The sequence below is a fragment of the Paraburkholderia sp. GAS32 genome, from assembly GCF_050434225.1.
Classification (GTDB): Bacteria; Pseudomonadota; Gammaproteobacteria; order Burkholderiales; family Burkholderiaceae; genus Paraburkholderia; species Paraburkholderia madseniana.
On the sequence record NZ_JBNPVS010000061.1, the window covers coordinates 1 to 16,547 of the forward strand.

Here is a 16,547-nt window from a genome sequence, read left to right on the forward strand (position 1 = left end):
TCCTCACCCTTGACCTGAGGAGCGAAAATCACTGACCATAAAGTGTCAATGATGTCCCCGCACGTCTGTCAACCATGTCCCCGGTCTATACACCGCCGCAAAGAGAAGTAAGCAAGAGAAAGCGGCTCAAACCGCTAATGCTAAGCGGGTCCCGTGGTCTGCTACGGGTAGTGGTGCATCTGGAATCCGTGCTCTCGCACATTCAGCGTTAGTGACAAAGGACTCATCAGCTCCCACTCCGCACTACGTGTGGCTCGGCCTTCGTCAAGGGGATGACGACGCTGTCGATCGCAGAGGCGATGGGTGTCAAGGAATCGACGGTTGAAACTTACGCCAAGCGCGCATTCGCGAAGCTTGGCCTGAGTTCACGCCGCGGGTTGTTGCATGGACATGAGGCGATCACGGCGGCGCAGTCACATCGAGCGTTGCGTTTCACGTTCGGGCAGGCGACCCACGACGGCCTCGCCCTCCTCTGCCGCAACCGTGCCGGACGTGACAACAGGTCTCGCCAACGCCACCTTCAGCTTGTCGCGATCTAGCTCCTTCTCCCACGCCGCAATCACGATCGATGCCACACCGTTGCCCATCGTATTGGTCAGCGCGCGGCACTCGGACATGAAACGGTCGATGCCGAGAATCAGCACCATCGCCGTCACCGGCACGGTCGGCACGACCGAAAGACTCGCGGCCAGCGTGATAAAGCCGGCCCCTGTAACGCCGGTCGAACCTTTCGACGTCAGCATCGTCACCGCCAGCAACGTGATCTCCTGAGCAATCGTCAAATGGGTATTCGTGGCCTGGGCGAGAAATAGCACCGCGAGCGTCATGTAGATATTGGTGCCGTCGAGGTTGAACGAGTAGCCCGTCGGCACGACCAGCCCGACGATCCCGCGTGAGCACCCGAGCCGTTCGAGCTTCTCCATCAACTGCGGCAACGCTGCTTCGGATGTCGACGTGCCGAGCACGATCAGCAGCTCGTCCTTGATGTACACGACGAAGCGCCACAAGCTGAAACCGCATGCCCGTGCAATCAGGCCGAGTCCGCACGAGACGAACAGGAATGCGGTCAGATAGAACGTACCGATCAGTTTCATCATCGGCAGCAAGGAGACGATGCCATATTTGCCGATCGTGAACGCGATGGCGCCGAACGCGCCGATTGGCGCGAGGCTCGTAATCATGCGCACGATACGGAAGAAAGTTTTCGACAGCAGTTCGATCAAACCGATGACGGGTTTCGCTGGTTCGCCCATCACCGCGAGCGCCGTGCCGAACAACATGGCAATCAGGAGCACCGGCAGAATATCGCCCTGCGTGAACGCGCCGACGAACGTCTCCGGGATGATGTGCATGAAGAAACCCGCCAGCCCCCCACCGTGCGCGGCTTGTGCGGCGTAACTGGATATTGCGCCTGCGTCGAGTGTAGTGGGATCGACGTTAAAGCCCACCCCGGGTTTCAGCACGTGCGCGGCCAGCAAACCGATGGCGAGCGCGAGCGTCGACACCACTTCGAAATACAGCAGTGCTTTGCCACCCACGCGGCCGACCTTGCGCATGTCGTGCATGCTGGCGATGCCGGTCACGACGGTGCAGAAGATCACGGGGCTGATGATCATGCGAACGAGTTTGATGAAAGCGTCGCCGAGCGGCTTCATCGCCACCGCGTCCGCCGGCAGGAAATGGCCCACGATCACACCGACAACGATCGCCACGATCACCTGCACGTACAGCACCTTATAAAGCGGTTTGCGCTTCATGTCTCCTCCGTTTTTAAAAGGCAAAGCGCGTCCCTTCCCTTCTGCCGGGGAATCGGTCACACGCGTTTCGGTTGAAAGGCGGCGCAAGTGCCGCCAGGGGATTTACAGCACGGCGGCCCAGGGATGCCGTTCGAAATGGGTACTCTCGAACGCGTCAATCGCGGGGAGTGAAGCGAGCGTGATATCGATGGTGTCCATGCCCTCGATCACCATCTGTTTGTGACGCGCGCCGAGCGGGAACGTAAACGTGCGGCCGGTGACCGTCGTCACCGTCTGCTGCTCGATGTCGATATGCAATCGTGCAGCCGGATGTGTCGCCGCGTCTTGCATTAGAACGTCGACTGCTTCGCGATCCAGCTGCACCAGCAGCAAGCGGTTATTCATCGCGTTCGAATAGAAAATCTCCGCGAAACTCGGCGCGATCACGGCTTCGAAACCGAATTGCTGCAGCCCCCACACAGCATGTTCACGACTCGAGCCGCAGCCGAAATTCGATCCCCCAATCAGGATGCGTGCGCCGCGATACGCCGTCTGATTCAACACGCAACCCGGGCGCGGCTCGCCTTCTGCATCGAAACGCAAGTCATACAGCAAGCCCTCGCTCAGTCCGGCCTTGTCGATGATGCGAAGAAACTGCTTCGGCATGATCTGATCGGTGTCGAGGTTTTCGATCGGCAATGGCGCGGCATTTCCGTCGATTTCGGTGAGTCTCGTCAGCATGATTGCGTCTCCAGCGTGCGGACGTCGGTGATGCGCCCGGTGAGTGCAGCGGCAGCGGCCATCGCCGGGCTCATCAGATGGGTGCGGCTGCCGCGCCCCTGACGTCCTTCGAAGTTGCGGTTGGTCGTGGATGCGCAGCGCTCGCCTACCGCGAGAATGTCGTCGTTCATCGCGAGACACATCGAACAGCCCGGCTCACGCCATTCGAAACCGGCATCGCGCAGCAGCGCCGCAATGCCCTCGGCCTCGGCCTGGCGGCGCACACTGCCCGAGCCCGGCACGACCATCGCGCGCACCCCTTGCGCGACGTGGCGCCCTCGCACAATCGCAGCGACCACGCGCAGATCTTCGATACGTCCATTGGTGCACGAGCCGATGAACACGCGATCGATCGGCGTGCCCGCAATCGGTTGGTCCGCATCGAGCCCGATATAGTCGAGCGCGCGACGCAGTGCGGCGGCAGCCTCCGGTGTTTTTTGCGCAGCCGCACTGGGAATGCGCTGATCGACTGCGATCGCCTGATCGGGGCTCGTGCCCCATGTGACGAACGGCGCGATATCGTGTGCCTCGAAATGATGTTCGGCATCGAAACTCGCACCGGCGTCCGATTTCAGTTCGCGCCAGTCGTTCATGGCAGCAGCCCATGCGGCATCGTCCAGTGATGTTGCATGCGCGCGGACATAGTCGAACGTGGTCGCATCGGGTGCGATCAACGCCGCTCGCGCGCCCGCTTCGACGGTCATGTTGCACAAGGTCATGCGCGCTTCCGCAGACAGCGAGGCGATCGTCGAGCCTGCGAACTCCACCGCGTAACCACGCGCGCCCTGTGCGCCGATGCGGCTGATGATCCACAGAATCACATCCTTCGACGATGTGCCGTAGGGCAACACCCCGTCGATCGTGATACGCATGGTTTGCGCGACGCGATAGACCAGTGTTTGCGTGGCAAGCACGTGCTCGACCTCCGAGGTGCCGATGCCGAAGCCCAATGCACCGAGCGCACCGTACGTAGTCGTGTGACTATCGCCGCATAGCACGACCATGCCTGGGCGAATCAAACCGCGTTCTGGCGCGACGATATGTTCGATGCCTTGCAGGGGATCATTCGCCGCATGCAGTTCGATACCGGCCTGCTCGCAGTTGCGTGCGAGATTATTCGCCTGCAACAGGGAAGCGGCATCGCGAATCACGCGCGGCGACTCCGCATGCGTTGGAATGATGTGGCTGACCACCGCCAACTGCTGCCGCGGACGACGCACGGGCCGCGCTTTCGCCGCGAGCACGCTGAACGCCTGTGGACTGGTGTATTCGTTCATCAGATGCAGATCGACATACAGCAGCACGTTTTGTTCGTCGATACGCGTGACGACGTGCGAATCGACGAGCTTCTGGTAAAGGGTTCGTTTTGACATGATGGGCCGACCGGCGACTAGGACTGCAAGAACGGCAGGACGCGTTCGAGTAACAACTCGGGCGCTTCCTCGGGAATATAGTGGCCGCACGGCAAAGCCTCGCCGCTCACGTGCGCCGACCACTGACGCCATTCGGCGAGCGGCTCGAAACATTGCTCGATGACGCCCTGCGCGCCCCACAACGCGAGGAAATCGCATTCGATCTTCTGCCCTTCGGCAAGCGACGCACGGTCGTGATCGAGATCGATCGTGATGCTCGCGCGGTAGTCCTCGCAGATGCCGTGCGCGGTGGCAGGGTCCGACAGACAGCGCAAATACTCGGCATAGGCGGCATCGATGAACGGTGCCAGCCCGGCGCTGCGTGCACCTATGGTCTGCTTCAGATAGAGATCGGGATCGGCGCGAATCAGCGTTTCGGGAAACGGCGCGGGACGCACGAGAAAAAACCAGTGCCAGTAAGCGCGCGCAAACTCGAACGACGTTTGCTCGTACATGGCGAGTGTCGGTGCGACGTCCAGCGTGACCAGCTTCGTCACGGCTTGCGGATGATCGAGCGCCATACGAGCCGCAACGCGTCCACCCCGGTCGTGGCCGACCACGGCAAATTGTGTGAAGCCCTGGGCGCGCATCAACGAAACCTGATCCGCGGCCATGCGGCGTTTCGAATAGTTGCTGTGGTCGGGCTCGCCTTGCGGCTTGCCGCTGTCGCCGTAGCCGCGCAGATCCGCAGCAATGACCGTGAAGTACTGCGCCAGCGTGGGCGCAACCTTATGCCAGATCGCATGGGTCTGCGGATGGCCGTGCAGCAGCAGTAAGGCCGGGCCGTTGCCGCCACGGATTGCGTGGATCTGGATGCCGTCGACGTGGATCGACGCGTCGGTGAAACCTCTAAACATCGTTGCCTCCCGTATCTGAATGCAGTCTAATTGATGCCTGCAGAGATATGGTTTCTATTAGTGCAATCCGGAATTAACTTTTGGGAACGAATCGATGGATGGTTTTTCCGACCTGAATCTGTTCGCGCTGGTGGCGCGCCACCGCAATCTGGCGGCCGCAGCGCGTGAGCTCGGCGTGACGCCGCCGTCGATCAGCAAGCGTCTCGCGCAACTCGAAAAGCGCCTGGGCGTGCGTCTCGTCAACCGGACCACCCGCCGCCTGAGCCTCACCGCCGAGGGCGAGATCTATCTGGCGAACGGCTCGCGTATCCTCGACGACCTCGCTGAACTGGAGCAACTGGTCACCAGCAGCCGCGCCGAGCCGACTGGGCTTTTGCGCGTGAACGCGTCGTTCGGTTTCGGCCGCGCGCACGTCGCGCCGGCCATTTCACGGTTCAGCGAGCGTTTTCCATCGATGAAAATTCAGTTGCATCTCACTGACCGGCCGGTCAGCTTGCAGGAAGAAGGCTTCGACTTGGGCATTCGCTTTGGCGAGGTGCCGGATGCACGTATCAATGCGCGTTTGCTGCTGAAAAACCAGCGGCTGGTGTGTGCCGCACCGGGCTACGTGAAACGGCATGGCGCACCGGCCATGCCACACGATTTGACGCACCATGCGTGCCTCGTCTTACGCGAAAACGAATCGGCGTACGGCACCTGGCATTTTGCGCGCGGCAAGAAGTCGGAGACGGTGAAGGTGGATGGTCCGTTGAGCAGCAACGACGGCAGCGCCGTGCTGAAGTGGGCGCTCGATGGGCGCGGTATTGCCGTGCGCTCCGCATGGGAGATTTCCCGCCACTTGCAACGTGGCGAGCTGGTGCCGTTGCTCACGGACTGGGCGCTGCCGAACGCGGACATTCACGCGATCTATCTGGAGCGGCATCGGCTGTCGGCGAAACTCAGGACGTTCATCGACTTTCTCGGCGACGAACTGCAAGCGAGTGTTCGATCGGCTTAGCACGCGTGCGGTGAGCCGGGCGCTGCAGGGCGATCACGCGGGTCGGACGAATACCCGGCGTGCGTGTTCAGCCGACGCGTTTGTTTCGCTGGGCGCGATTTGCTCGCCAGCGGATCAGGAAGCTGACCAATGCGGCGAAGGCCGCAGTGGCCGCGTAGCCTGCCAGACGAATGGCATCCTCACTCGGGAGACGCGAGACCAACACAATGACAATGGCGATTGCAAGCAGAGCTAGACATGCGATTGCCCATTTCATCTCCGTCTCCCCTGAAGTTTGATGTGCTGCCAGATGCACGGCTATCTCGCCGTTTTGTTAAGCATACCCGCGAGTGAGGCACCGGTGCTTCATTGCGACTCAAGCGGCCACCCCTCTGCCGCTTCCGTGCGCCTGCTCCAGGATGAACTCGATAAAACTCGCCGCCGCCCGCGTGTGATGCCGATTCGGCATATAGAGCAAGTACATGTTCGTACCGAAGATGCTTAGACACCATTCATCGAGCGCCGTCACCACGTCCCCGCGGCGCAGGTCGTCCTGCACCACGTAGTCGGGCACCAGGCCGACGCCCAGACCGGCCAGCACCGCCTGGCGCAAGAACAGGAAGTTCTCGGAAATAATCGTCGGCTCCAGCAGCACTTCGTGGCGTTCGTCGCGCAAATAAGCCGCCACCCGCAACTGCCTGCCGACCACCGCCGCCGTAATCAACGGCGCAGTGCGCAAATCGTCGAGACGCACCGGCATGCCGCGGCTTTCGGCAAAATCCGGCGACGCACACGCAACATATCGCACCGACCCCATGTCACGTGCGACGAGATTCTGCGGCGGCTCCGACATCACCCGAACCGCGATGTCGACCTCGTCGCGCATCAGATCCTCGACCCGATTCTCGAACATCACGTCCAGCACGATGCCCGGATACAGACGCTTGAACGCGATCAGCCAATCCGACATCACCAGTTGCCCATAACCGCTCGGCACACTCAACCGCACCCGCCCCTGCAAGCTCTGCCCGAGCGTGGTGACCGATTCGCGCGCGGCCAGCAGCGCATTCTGAATGGTGCGGCCATGCTCGTATAACTGCAGACCGATTTCAGTCGCTTCGACCCGGCGCGTGGTGCGCCTGACCAGTTGCAGCCCGATCGAGCGCTCCAACTGGTTCAGGTGGTAACTCACATTCGCGCGGCTCATCTTCAGCCGGCGCGCGGCCTCGCTCAGGTTGCCCGCATCAAGGATATCGACCAGCAAGGTCAGCGAATTGACGTCCATGGCATAGCCTTTGTCAAAGTATCTTTGACAGTCTGTCAACCGCCTATGTAATTGTCAATAAACCTTGACCAACCCACAATCGGAGAATTCGCCAGGCCCGGTATGCCAGATCTGCCCCGATATCAATCAGGAGACGACACGATGACCCTCAACCCTTCCGCCGACGTTGTGACGCGCGAATTGCGCGGCAAAGTCCTGCTGGTGACCATCGACCACGCACCGGTCAACGCCTTATCCGCCGACGTGCGGCGCGGCCTGCTCGCCGCCATCGAAGCCGCGGATGCCGACAAGGCCGTCGAAGCCGTGCTGATCGTCGGCGCCGGACGCAACTTCATCGCGGGCGCGGACATCCGCGAGTTCGGCAAGCCGCCGGTGCCGCCGTCGCTGCCGGATGTATGCAACCGTATCGAAGCGTGTGCGAAGCCGGTGGTGGCCGCCATTCACGGCGCCGCGCTCGGCGGTGGCCTGGAGGTGGCGCTCGCGGCGCACTACCGTCTCGCCGTGAACGGCGCGAAGCTCGGTTTGCCCGAAGTGCAACTCGGCCTGCTGCCGGGCGCAGGCGGCACACAGCGTACGCCGCGCCTGATCGGCGCGCAGGCCGCGCTCGACCTGATCCTGAGCGGCCGCCACGCCGGCGCGAAAGAAGCACTCGCGCTTGGCCTCATCGACCGGCTCGGCAGCAGCGACGACATCCTCGCTGAAGGACTCGCCTACGCACAGGAACTGCTGGCCGCTCATGCGCCAGTGCGCCGCACGCGCGATGCCGCTGCGCTAAGCGACCGCGCAGCAAGCCTCGCCGCCGTCGCCGCGGCGCGCGCGGAAACGGCGAAGAAATCGCGCGGCCTGTTCTCCCCGCTAAAAATCGTCGATGCCGTGGAAGCCGCCATCGAACAGCCTTTCGAAGAAGGCCTGCGGCTCGAACGCAAACTGTTCCTGGAATGCATCGACAGCCCGCAGCGTGCCGGCCTGATTCACGCGTTCTTTGCCGAACGCGAAGTGCTCAAGGCCCCGGAAACACGCGATGCGAAACCACGCACGCTGAATAAGATCGGCGTGGTGGGCGGCGGTACGATGGGCGCGGGCATTGCCGTCGCCGTGCTCGATGCCGGCCTGCCGGTGACGATGATCGAACGCGACGACGCGTCGCTCGCGCGCGGCCGCGCGCACATCGAAAAGGTCTACGACGGGATGATCGCCAAAGGCCGCATGAGCGCGGAAAAGAAAACCGACGTGATGACACGCTGGCAAGGCAGCACTTCATACGATGCACTCGCCGACGCCGATCTGGTGATCGAAGCGGTATTTGAAGACCTGTCGGTGAAAAAAGCCGTGTTCGCCGAACTCGATCGTGTCTGCAAAGCGGGCGCGGTGCTCGCCACCAACACGTCGTATCTCGACATCGATGCGATTGCGGCCAGTATTTCCCGTCCTGCGGATGTGATCGGCCTGCACTTCTTCTCCCCCGCCAACATCATGAAACTGCTGGAAGTGGTGGTGCCGAAGCAGGTCAGCGCCGACGTGGTCGCGACGGCGTTCGAACTTGCGAAGAAGCTGCGCAAGACGCCGGTGCGTGCTGGCGTGTGCGACGGCTTCATCGGCAATCGCGTGCTGGCGGTGTATCGCAACGCGGCCGACGCCATGATGGAAGACGGTGCGTCGCCGTATCAGATTGACGCGGCAGTGCGTGCATTCGGCTTCCCGATGGGCCCGTTCCAGGTGGTCGATCTGGCAGGCGGCGACATCGGTTGGGCTGCGCGAAAGCGGCGCGCGGCCACACGCAACCCCAACGCGCGCTACGTGCAGATCGCCGACCGTCTTTGCGAACGCGGCTGGTTCGGCCAGAAAACCGGTCGTGGGTTTTATCTGTACCCCGAAGGTTCGCGCAGCGGCGCACCCGACCCTGAAGTCGAGGCCATCATCGACGCCGAACGCGAGCGCGCCGGCATCACGCCGCGCACGTTCACCGACGAAGAAATCGTGCGCCGCTACATGGCCGCGATGATCAACGAAGGCGCCAATGTCGTGCACGAAGGCATCGCGCTGCGGCCACTCGATGTCGACGTGACCTTCCTCTATGGCTACGGCTTTCCGCGCTATCGCGGCGGTCCGATGAAATACGCCGATACGGTGGGCCTCGCCACGGTTCTCGCGGACATTCGCGAATTCGCCAAAGAAGACCCGCTGTTCTGGCGAGCGTCGCCGCTGCTGGTCGAACTGGTCGAGCGCGGCGCGGATTTTGCGAGCCTCAATCAGTCAGCTTGAGACCGCACGTTATTTGGAGCATTCTCGACCGGTAGGGGCCCACCTACCCGCCCATCCGCCGGTCCGGTAAATATCTAGGGAAGAACCCGCTATGGATCTGAACTTCACGCCTGAAGAAGAGGCTTTTCGCACTGACGTGCAGCGTTTTTTGCGCGACAAACTCCCACAACGTCTCGCCGACAAAGTACACGGCGGCCGCCGCCTCACGCGCGACGACATGGCTGAGTGGCACGCGATTCTCAACGCACAAGGCTGGCTCGCCAATCATTGGCCGAAGGAGTACGGCGGCCCGGGCTGGAATGCCGTGCAGAAATTTATCTTCGAGAATGAATGCGCATTGGCGGGCGCACCGCGCGTCGTGCCCTTCGGCGTCAACATGCTCGGCCCGGTGTTGATCAAGTACGGCAACGAAGCGCAAAAGCGCCACTGGTTGCCGCGCATTCTCGATGGTTCGGACTGGTGGTGCCAAGGCTATTCGGAACCGGGCGCGGGCTCGGACCTCGCGTCGGTCAAGACCACCGCGGTACGCGGCAGCGATGCGCAAGGTGAGCACTACATCGTCAACGGCCAGAAGACGTGGACCACGCTCGGCCACTACGCGAACATGATCTTCTGCCTCGTGCGCTCTGCCACCGACGTGCGCAAGCAGGAAGGCATCAGCTTCCTGCTGATCGACATGAATACGCCAGGCGTCGAAGTGCGGCCGATCATCACGCTCGATGGCGAGCACGAAGTCAACGAAGTCTTCTTCACGGATGTGCGTGTACCGGTTGAGAACCTCGTGGGCGAAGAGAACAAGGGCTGGACCTACGCCAAATACCTGCTCACGTATGAGCGCACCAATATCGCGGGCGTCGGCTTCTCAGTCGCCGCATTTAACCGGCTGCGCAAGATCGCCGCGAAGCAGCAGCGCAACGGCCGGCCGCTTGCGGAAGATCCGTCGTTTGCGGCACGCATGGCGCGAGTCGAGATCGATCTGGAGAACATGAAGACCACCAATCTGCGAGTGATCGCGGCGGTGGCCGGCGGCGGCGTGCCGGGCGCCGAGAGTTCGATGCTGAAGATTCGCGGCACTGAGATCCGCCAGGAGATCTCTTCGCTCACGCGCCGTGCGATGGGACCGTATGCGCAGCCGTTCGTCGAGGAAGCCTTGCACGATGGCTTCGAGGGTACGCCCGTCGGTCCGGACGAAGCCGCAAGCGCTGCCTCGCTCTACTTCAACAACCGCAAGCTGTCGATCTTCGGCGGCTCCAACGAAATCCAGAAGAACATCATTTCCAAAATGATCCTGGGACTGTAAGGGGCGCACTTCATGAATTTCCAGCACACCGAAGACCGCCGCATGCTGGCGGATACGCTCAACCGTTTTGTCACCGAGCAATACGCCTTCGAAACGCGTGACCGAATTGCAGGCTCGCCCGAAGGTTTCAGCGCCGACCTGTGGAATCGTTTCGCGGAACTCGGCATTATCGGCGCGTTGTTCGATGAGGCGCAGGGTGGGTTTGGCGGCGGCGGCTTCGATATCGCCGTCGTATTCGAGAGCCTGGGTCGCGGCCTCGTGGTCGAGCCGTTTCTCGATACGCTGATCGTCGGCCAGGCGATCGCGCGTGGCGGCAATGAAACGCAAAAGGCCGCGCTTGGCGAATTGATCGACGGATCCCGAATCGTTGCGCTCGCGCATGGCGAGCCGGACGGCCACTACGAGCTGTCGCGCGTCACAACACGTGCCCACCGTGCTGGCGACGCATGGCAGTTGAACGGCGCGAAGGCGGTGGTTCAACACGGCGAAAACGCTTCCCTTTTCCTGGTCTCCGCACGTACCGCAGGTGCCGACGACGCCGAAGCCGGCATCACGCTCTTTCTCGTCCCGCGCGACGCCTCGGGTGTCAGCGTGCATGGCTATCGCAAGATCGACGGCGGCCGCGCGGCCGAGGTCACGTTCGACAACGTCACGCTCGCAAACGATGCGGTGCTCGGCGCGGCCGGAGAAGGCTTCGCGACGCTCGAGTACGCGATCAGTTGTGGCGTGCTTGCGTTGTGTTCCGAAGCGGTCGGCGCGATGGATGTCGCGAAAGACTACACGCTCGAATACCTGCGCACGCGCAAGCAGTTCGGCGTACCAATCGGCAGCTTCCAGGCGTTGCAACATCGGATGGCGGATCTGCTGCTCGAGATCGAGCAGGCGCGATCGGCGGTGATCAATGCCGCGGCCGCGCTTGGCGCTGAGCGCACCGTGCGGGAACGCGCGGTGTCAGCGGCAAAATACAGCATCGGCAGGATAGGGACGATGGTCGCCGAGGAATGTATTCAGTTGCATGGCGGTATCGGCATGACGTGGGAGTTGCCGATGGCTCACTATGCGAAGCGGCTTGTGATGATCGACCATCAGTTGGGGGATGAGGATCATCATCTCGAGCGGTTTATCGCGCTCGGCAGAGGGTGAGAGCTGGTTTGCAGGCTTTCTTCGAATCAGCGCCGCTGTGATGGTTTGCCAGCGGCGCTGCCCTCGTCCGTTTGCCAACGACTCCCGCCCGACCTCCGAGCGTCCTCCATCACATCCGCGCGGTCACCGCCATGTGACAGTCCAAGCAGATGTTGTCGTTTCAGAATGACCGGCCTCGTGCCTGTTCTCCGAAGAGAACTCGACTGTCATTCGGCGACTCTGCAGGCTTTGCGCAGCGCTGCTCCGTCCGGCTCAGTGAACCGTGTCTCCAAGGCGTCGTCCTTGCTTGCTCGAAGCATTACTGCGACCAGCAGACCAAGGCACGCGCCAAAGGATCCCCCCACTCCAAAGCCAAGTAAGAATTCCATCGTTTTCCCCCGTTCGTATATTGTCTTTTTGCTGCTTGTGCAGCTGTATTGAATTCGCTTGATGCAGTGTCTTGATGGTCTGTAGTGTGTCAACGCAAAAAGCGAGCCATCCTTGAACTAACCAAGGCGTGCATTTGAATGCCGAGGTGCCGTGACTGTTTAAATGCTCTATACCGTCACAAATCGTTTCAATCTTGTAACGCGCCTGAGTGAAACCGGTGGCACCAGACCGGTCGCCTGGAACGCTCTACACAGTGCTTTTGATGCAGTGGGCGCGTGATCGCTGTGTTTATCCGCGAGATAGAAGCGAGCGCCGAAAACGTTGCAAAGATGAGAACAAGGCGCAGTGCCGCGATCGCTGATTTTCTGATCTGGCCCGGGCTGATACAAATCAATTGCGGGGCGGGTATTTACGACATGGACGCCGCGTTTCGGATTTGCTATGCGCAATTGGGTGGGGTGACCGCGATAAAAAGAACGCGCACGGGAAACGATGAACTATGACATCGTCGGCGGCATTCACGGGCAGGCTGAAAAACTACCCGCGCTGTTGCAGTGACTGGATGTGTCAGGATTTCTGTGTGCTGAGGTCGTTATAAAAAATCTCAGCTTGTGGCGCGGGTGAACCGCTCGTCGAACTGGTTGACGGCTTGCCGCCAGGCGATAGGCGATAGGCGATAGGCGGCACCTTCCAATCCTTTTCGATGTTGCGCAATGCCAGTCTCGAGTTCATGACGATCCGGTAACCAGACGGTAGCGAACGTCAGAATAGAAAAAGGCCTTATGGACGTGCATCCATAAGGCCTTGATTTCTTTGGTCGGGGCGAGAGGATTTGAACCTCCGACCACCTGCACCCCATGCAGGTACGCTACCAGGCTGCGCTACGCCCCGAACAGCTAAAAATTATAACAGACACTTCAATCGATTAGAACCGCTCTGCGCTAACAAAGAAAACTAGTGACCCAACAAGTCGATCACATGCAGCAATTCCTTGCGCAACTGCTCCACATCTACCGCAGCCGTTGCTGCGGCCGGCACCGCCGCGCCCTCGCCCTCCTCGACCAGATCAGCCGGCGCACCCTGCGCGCCACCGCCATGCGAATCGAGCCGATTGCGTGCCCCGTTGATCGTGAAGCCCTGCTCGTACAGCAACTCGCGAATCCGCCGGATCAACAGCACCTCATGATGCTGGTAGTACCGGCGATTGCCGCGCCGCTTGACCGGCCTCAACTGCGTGAACTCCTGTTCCCAATAGCGCAGCACATGCGGTTTCACGCCGCATAGTTCGCTGACCTCACCAATCGTGAAGTAGCGCTTCGCCGGAATCGGAGGCAAGACGACTTTTTCGATCGTCGCTGTCATCGTCAGTTAGCCGTCGTGGTGGGTTGCGCAGGGACGCGCCAGTCGATCAGCGCGCGAAGCTCGCCTCAGCGCCGTTCTCGACCAACGCTTTCAGCTTTTGACTCGCATGGAACGTCACAACGCGGCGCGCGGCGATCGGAATCGCCTCGCCGGTCTTCGGGTTTCTGCCGGGACGCTGGGGTTTGTCGCGCAACTGGAAGTTGCCGAACCCCGACAGCTTCACGCTATCGCCACTCTCCAGCGCATCGCGGATCACCTCGAAGAATGCTTCGACCATGTCTTTCGCTTCCCGCTTGTTGAGCCCGACATTGTCGAACAGCAACTCGGCAAGTTCAGCCTTGGTAAGCGTCGGCGTTTCGCTGGAAACGGCCGCGGGTGATGTCGGAATTTCGCGAATCATGGCGCTGCGTTGCGCCGTAAGAAGGGCTTCGAAATCACTCGAGTTCATTTCATTCATATCTATCAAATGGCGCGCCAAGCAGAAACGGAGGTTGCGAAAAATGCCGTGCAAATGTTAAATGCGGGTTATCCACGCAACCGTGCGCCATATACTCGAGCCAGACGTTCCACCAGAGTTTGAATGGCCAGATCGACCGTTTCATCCTGAAGGGTCCCGCCAGTATCTTGCAAGGTCACACGGAACGCAAGGCTTTTCTCGTGAGCAGCCAAACCACCGGAAGTGTTTGATTTTGGACGGAATTCGTCGAAAAGCACAACCTTCTGAACAGTCTTGCAAGCCTCTTCGGACTGAGCCTTCTGGAGCTCGTCCAGCAGCGCCTGCACCTCGATTTTCTGATCGACGACCACCGCGATATCGCGACGCACCGGCGGGAATTTAGACACATCCGCTGGAGTCGGCAATACGCGCTGCATTAATGCTTCCGCTTCGATTTCAAACAGAATCGGCGCATGCGGCAAATCATATTTCTGCATCCAGCGCGGATGCAATTCACCAATCCAGCCCACTGCGCGGCCATTCAGTTCAATACGCGCGCTGCGGCCCGGATGCAATGCCGGATGCTCCGCTTTCACGAAGCTCGCCACGGCCGGCGCGAGCACGGCTTCAAGATCGCCCTTCACGTCGAAGTAGTCGACCGTGCGCGTTTGCGCGCCCCACTGCTCTTCGAGCGCGGGACCGTAGGCGAGGCCACCGAACATCTTCGGCTGGGCAAAACCTTCGACGGTCAATTCGCCTGCCTTGATCGACGGATCGTGCAGGAACACGCGGCCGGCTTCGAACACGCGCACGCGATCGGCCGCGCGGCGGTTCAGGTTCGTGCGCAGAACGTTGATCAGGCTGCCGAACAGCGTGGTGCGCATGACCGACAACTGGCTCGCAATCGGATTCAACAGACGAACAGGCTTGTCGTTGCCGGCGAAGTCCGACTCCCACTCGGCATCCACAAAGCTGAAGTTGACCGTCTCCGCGTAATCGCGCGCGGCGAGCGCGTGACGGATCACGTGAATCGAGCGCTGCGTTTCGTTGGTCGGCAGCATTTCGCTGGTCGCGACCGGCGGACGTGCGGGGATCTTTTCGAAGCCGTAGATGCGCGCGACTTCTTCGATCAGGTCTTCTTCGATTTCGATATCGAAGCGGTACGACGGCGGGATCACTGAGAACGTATCGCCGTCGCGTTCGAACGTGAGGCCGAGGCGCGTGAAGATCTGCGCAATTTCGTCCGCGTCGATCTTGATGCCGATGATGCGGTTCGCACGCGAGACCCGCATCTTCACCGGCTCACGCTTCGGCACGTTGACGATCTGATCGTCGACCGGGCCGGCTTCGCCGCCGCAGATATCGAGGATCAATTGCGTGATGCGTTCGATGTGTTCGACGGTGGTCGCGTAATCGACGCCACGTTCGAAACGATGGCCTGCATCGGTCGAGAAGTTGTACTTGCGCGAGCGGCCACGAATGCTATCCGGCCACCAGAACGCGGCTTCGAGATAGATGTTGGTGGTGTCGAGCGTGACGGCCGTGCTGTCGCCGCCCATGATGCCGGCGAGGCTTTCGATGTGCTGTTCGTCTGCGATCACGCCGACGGTTTCATCGAGTTCAACGGTGTTGCCATTCAGCAGCTTGAGCGTTTCGCCCTTGCGGCCCCAACGCACGTCCATGCTGCCGTGGATCTTGTCCAGATCGAACACGTGCGACGGACGGCCGAGTTCGAGCATCACATAGTTCGAGATATCGACGAGCGCGGAAATGCTGCGCTGACCCGAACGCTCGAGACGCTGCACCATCCATTGCGGCGACTTCGCGCGCGCATTCACGCCGCGAATCACGCGACCCGAGAAGCGGCCGCACAGATCGGGTGCCGAAATTTTGACGGGCAACGTTTCGTTCAACTTGACTTCGACTGGCTTGATCTCGAGCGGACGCAGCGGCGCGCCGGTGATGGCCGACGTTTCGCGCGCCACGCCGAACACCGACAGGCAGTCCGCCTTATTCGGCGTCAGCTTGATTTCGAAAACCGTGTCGTCGAGATTGAGCGTTTCGCGGATGTCCTGGCCGATCGGCGTAGCTTCCGGCAGGATCATCAGACCGCTATGATCTTCCGAGAGCTTCAGTTCGCGTGCCGAGCACAGCATGCCCTGGCTTTCCACGCCGCGCAGCTTCGAGAGCTTGATCGCGAACGGCGTGCCACCCTCTTCGGCCGGCGGCAGTTGCGCGCCGACCAGCGCGACCGGCACCTTGATGCCCGGCGCGACATTCGGCGCACCGCACACGATGTTCAGCGTCGCGCCCGTGCCGGCGTCGACCTGACACACGTTGAGCTTGTCCGCGTCCGGGTGCTTGACGACTTCCAGCACCTGGCCGACGACGATCTTCGAGGTCGGCGGCGCGGCCGGCCGCAGGTCTTCGACTTCGAGACCCGCCATCGTCAACGCGTGCGACAGCTCATCGGTCGTCAGTTGCGGATCGACAAAGGTTCTCAGCCAGGATTCCGGGAATTGCATGGTTCTGTGTACGTTCTGATCAGGTTAGGTCCACGTCCGGCAGGCGGCCCATTGATTCACTGGACTCTGCCGGGGACGCTGCTGCGGCACTGCGTGCAGTGCCG

At 61.1% G+C, this 16,547-nt stretch carries 14 protein-coding genes, 1 tRNA gene and 1 pseudogene; 6 read left to right on the forward strand and 10 right to left on the reverse strand.

Annotated features, from left to right (window positions below):
• Positions 1 to 272 precede the first annotated feature (272 nt).
• Positions 273 to 371 (forward strand): annotated as a pseudogene (locus tag P3T25_RS42610) (LuxR C-terminal-related transcriptional regulator); the annotation flags it as partial.
• Positions 372 to 413: 42 nt separating this feature from the next.
• On the opposite strand, the gene P3T25_RS42615 reads toward P3T25_RS42610, so the two are convergent.
• From P3T25_RS42615 to P3T25_RS42630, 4 genes are all read right to left on the reverse strand, one after another.
• Entirely contained in the window at positions 414 to 1,757 is a 1,344-nt protein-coding gene (locus tag P3T25_RS42615; RefSeq protein WP_429363296.1) for a dicarboxylate/amino acid:cation symporter, read from the reverse strand.
• Between the two features lie 102 nt (positions 1,758 to 1,859).
• Positions 1,860 to 2,474 carry a 3-isopropylmalate dehydratase small subunit gene (leuD, locus tag P3T25_RS42620; protein WP_429363340.1) on the reverse strand — a complete coding sequence of 205 codons (615 nt, stop codon included), beginning with the start codon at positions 2,472 to 2,474 and terminating at the stop codon, positions 1,860 to 1,862.
• A complete protein-coding gene (leuC, locus tag P3T25_RS42625; RefSeq protein WP_429363298.1) occupies positions 2,471 to 3,889 on the reverse strand; it encodes a 3-isopropylmalate dehydratase large subunit in 1,419 nt (472 codons plus the stop codon). Before leuC ends, leuD begins: the two co-directional genes overlap by 4 nt.
• 17 nt (positions 3,890 to 3,906) lie before the next feature.
• The gene (locus P3T25_RS42630; protein WP_171927677.1) at positions 3,907 to 4,785 is read right to left on the reverse strand and encodes an alpha/beta fold hydrolase; all 879 of its coding nucleotides are present in this window, start codon (positions 4,783 to 4,785) and stop codon (positions 3,907 to 3,909) included.
• Between the two features lie 94 nt (positions 4,786 to 4,879).
• Here P3T25_RS42630 and P3T25_RS42635 point away from each other — a divergent pair, with 94 nt between their 5' ends.
• The gene (locus tag P3T25_RS42635; RefSeq protein ID WP_154559045.1) at positions 4,880 to 5,782 is read left to right on the forward strand and encodes a LysR family transcriptional regulator; all 903 of its coding nucleotides are present in this window, start codon (positions 4,880 to 4,882) and stop codon (positions 5,780 to 5,782) included.
• Between the two features lie 67 nt (positions 5,783 to 5,849).
• Here the strand turns inward: P3T25_RS42635 and P3T25_RS42640 are convergent, their stop codons facing one another.
• Both P3T25_RS42640 and P3T25_RS42645 read right to left on the reverse strand, forming a co-directional pair.
• On the reverse strand, positions 5,850 to 6,038 hold the full coding sequence (locus P3T25_RS42640; RefSeq protein WP_154559044.1) for a hypothetical protein: 189 nt from the start codon (positions 6,036 to 6,038) through the stop codon (positions 5,850 to 5,852).
• 99 nt (positions 6,039 to 6,137) lie between these two features.
• Entirely contained in the window at positions 6,138 to 7,046 is a 909-nt protein-coding gene (locus P3T25_RS42645; protein WP_429363301.1) for a LysR family transcriptional regulator, read from the reverse strand.
• Between the two features lie 141 nt (positions 7,047 to 7,187).
• Here P3T25_RS42645 and P3T25_RS42650 point away from each other — a divergent pair, with 141 nt between their 5' ends.
• From P3T25_RS42650 to P3T25_RS42665, 4 genes are all read left to right on the forward strand, one after another.
• Positions 7,188 to 9,308, forward strand: a complete 2,121-nt coding sequence (locus P3T25_RS42650) for a 3-hydroxyacyl-CoA dehydrogenase NAD-binding domain-containing protein (protein WP_429363303.1) — start codon at positions 7,188 to 7,190, stop codon at positions 9,306 to 9,308.
• Positions 9,309 to 9,399: 91 nt separating this feature from the next.
• Positions 9,400 to 10,608 carry an acyl-CoA dehydrogenase family protein gene (locus P3T25_RS42655; RefSeq protein WP_429363305.1) on the forward strand — a complete coding sequence of 403 codons (1,209 nt, stop codon included), beginning with the start codon at positions 9,400 to 9,402 and terminating at the stop codon, positions 10,606 to 10,608.
• Positions 10,609 to 10,620: 12 nt separating this feature from the next.
• Positions 10,621 to 11,751, forward strand: coding sequence for an acyl-CoA dehydrogenase family protein (locus P3T25_RS42660; protein ID WP_429363307.1), 1,131 nt, complete (start codon positions 10,621 to 10,623; stop codon positions 11,749 to 11,751).
• 644 nt (positions 11,752 to 12,395) lie between these two features.
• Positions 12,396 to 12,623 (forward strand): hypothetical protein, encoded by a 228-nt coding sequence (locus tag P3T25_RS42665; RefSeq protein ID WP_154559039.1) that lies wholly within the window; start codon positions 12,396 to 12,398, stop codon positions 12,621 to 12,623.
• Positions 12,624 to 12,934: 311 nt separating this feature from the next.
• On the opposite strand, the gene P3T25_RS42670 is transcribed toward P3T25_RS42665, so the two are convergent.
• The 4 genes from P3T25_RS42670 to pheT form a co-directional block, all read right to left on the reverse strand.
• Positions 12,935 to 13,011, reverse strand: a tRNA-Pro gene (locus tag P3T25_RS42670).
• 63 nt (positions 13,012 to 13,074) lie between these two features.
• On the reverse strand, positions 13,075 to 13,482 hold the full coding sequence (locus P3T25_RS42675) for a MerR family transcriptional regulator (RefSeq protein ID WP_154559038.1): 408 nt from the start codon (positions 13,480 to 13,482) through the stop codon (positions 13,075 to 13,077).
• Positions 13,483 to 13,528: 46 nt separating this feature from the next.
• The gene (locus tag P3T25_RS42680) at positions 13,529 to 13,939 is read right to left on the reverse strand and encodes an integration host factor subunit alpha (protein WP_154559037.1); all 411 of its coding nucleotides are present in this window, start codon (positions 13,937 to 13,939) and stop codon (positions 13,529 to 13,531) included.
• A gap of 68 nt (positions 13,940 to 14,007) precedes the next feature.
• Entirely contained in the window at positions 14,008 to 16,443 is a 2,436-nt protein-coding gene (gene pheT / locus P3T25_RS42685; protein ID WP_266239549.1) for a phenylalanine--tRNA ligase subunit beta, read from the reverse strand.
• Positions 16,444 to 16,547 lie beyond the last annotated feature (104 nt).

Bases quoted from the DNA above. Each gene is read 5' to 3' on its own strand.
- leuC (WP_429363298.1), bottom strand. From the start codon at position 3,889: ATGTCAAAACGAACCCTTTACCAGAAGCTCGTCGATTCGCACGTCGTC.
- P3T25_RS42655 (WP_429363305.1), top strand. From the start codon at position 9,400: ATGGATCTGAACTTCACGCCTGAAGAAGAGGCTTTTCGCACTGACGTG.
- P3T25_RS42680 (WP_154559037.1), bottom strand. From the start codon at position 13,939: ATGAATGAAATGAACTCGAGTGATTTCGAAGCCCTTCTTACGGCGCAA.
- P3T25_RS42640 (WP_154559044.1), bottom strand. From the start codon at position 6,038: ATGAAATGGGCAATCGCATGTCTAGCTCTGCTTGCAATCGCCATTGTC.
- P3T25_RS42660 (WP_429363307.1), top strand. From the start codon at position 10,621: ATGAATTTCCAGCACACCGAAGACCGCCGCATGCTGGCGGATACGCTC.
- P3T25_RS42630 (WP_171927677.1), bottom strand. From the start codon at position 4,785: ATGTTTAGAGGTTTCACCGACGCGTCGATCCACGTCGACGGCATCCAG.
- pheT (WP_266239549.1), bottom strand. From the start codon at position 16,443: ATGCAATTCCCGGAATCCTGGCTGAGAACCTTTGTCGATCCGCAACTG.
- P3T25_RS42635 (WP_154559045.1), top strand. From the start codon at position 4,880: ATGGATGGTTTTTCCGACCTGAATCTGTTCGCGCTGGTGGCGCGCCAC.
- P3T25_RS42650 (WP_429363303.1), top strand. From the start codon at position 7,188: ATGACCCTCAACCCTTCCGCCGACGTTGTGACGCGCGAATTGCGCGGC.
- P3T25_RS42675 (WP_154559038.1), bottom strand. From the start codon at position 13,482: ATGACAGCGACGATCGAAAAAGTCGTCTTGCCTCCGATTCCGGCGAAG.
- P3T25_RS42645 (WP_429363301.1), bottom strand. From the start codon at position 7,046: ATGGACGTCAATTCGCTGACCTTGCTGGTCGATATCCTTGATGCGGGC.
- P3T25_RS42615 (WP_429363296.1), bottom strand. From the start codon at position 1,757: ATGAAGCGCAAACCGCTTTATAAGGTGCTGTACGTGCAGGTGATCGTG.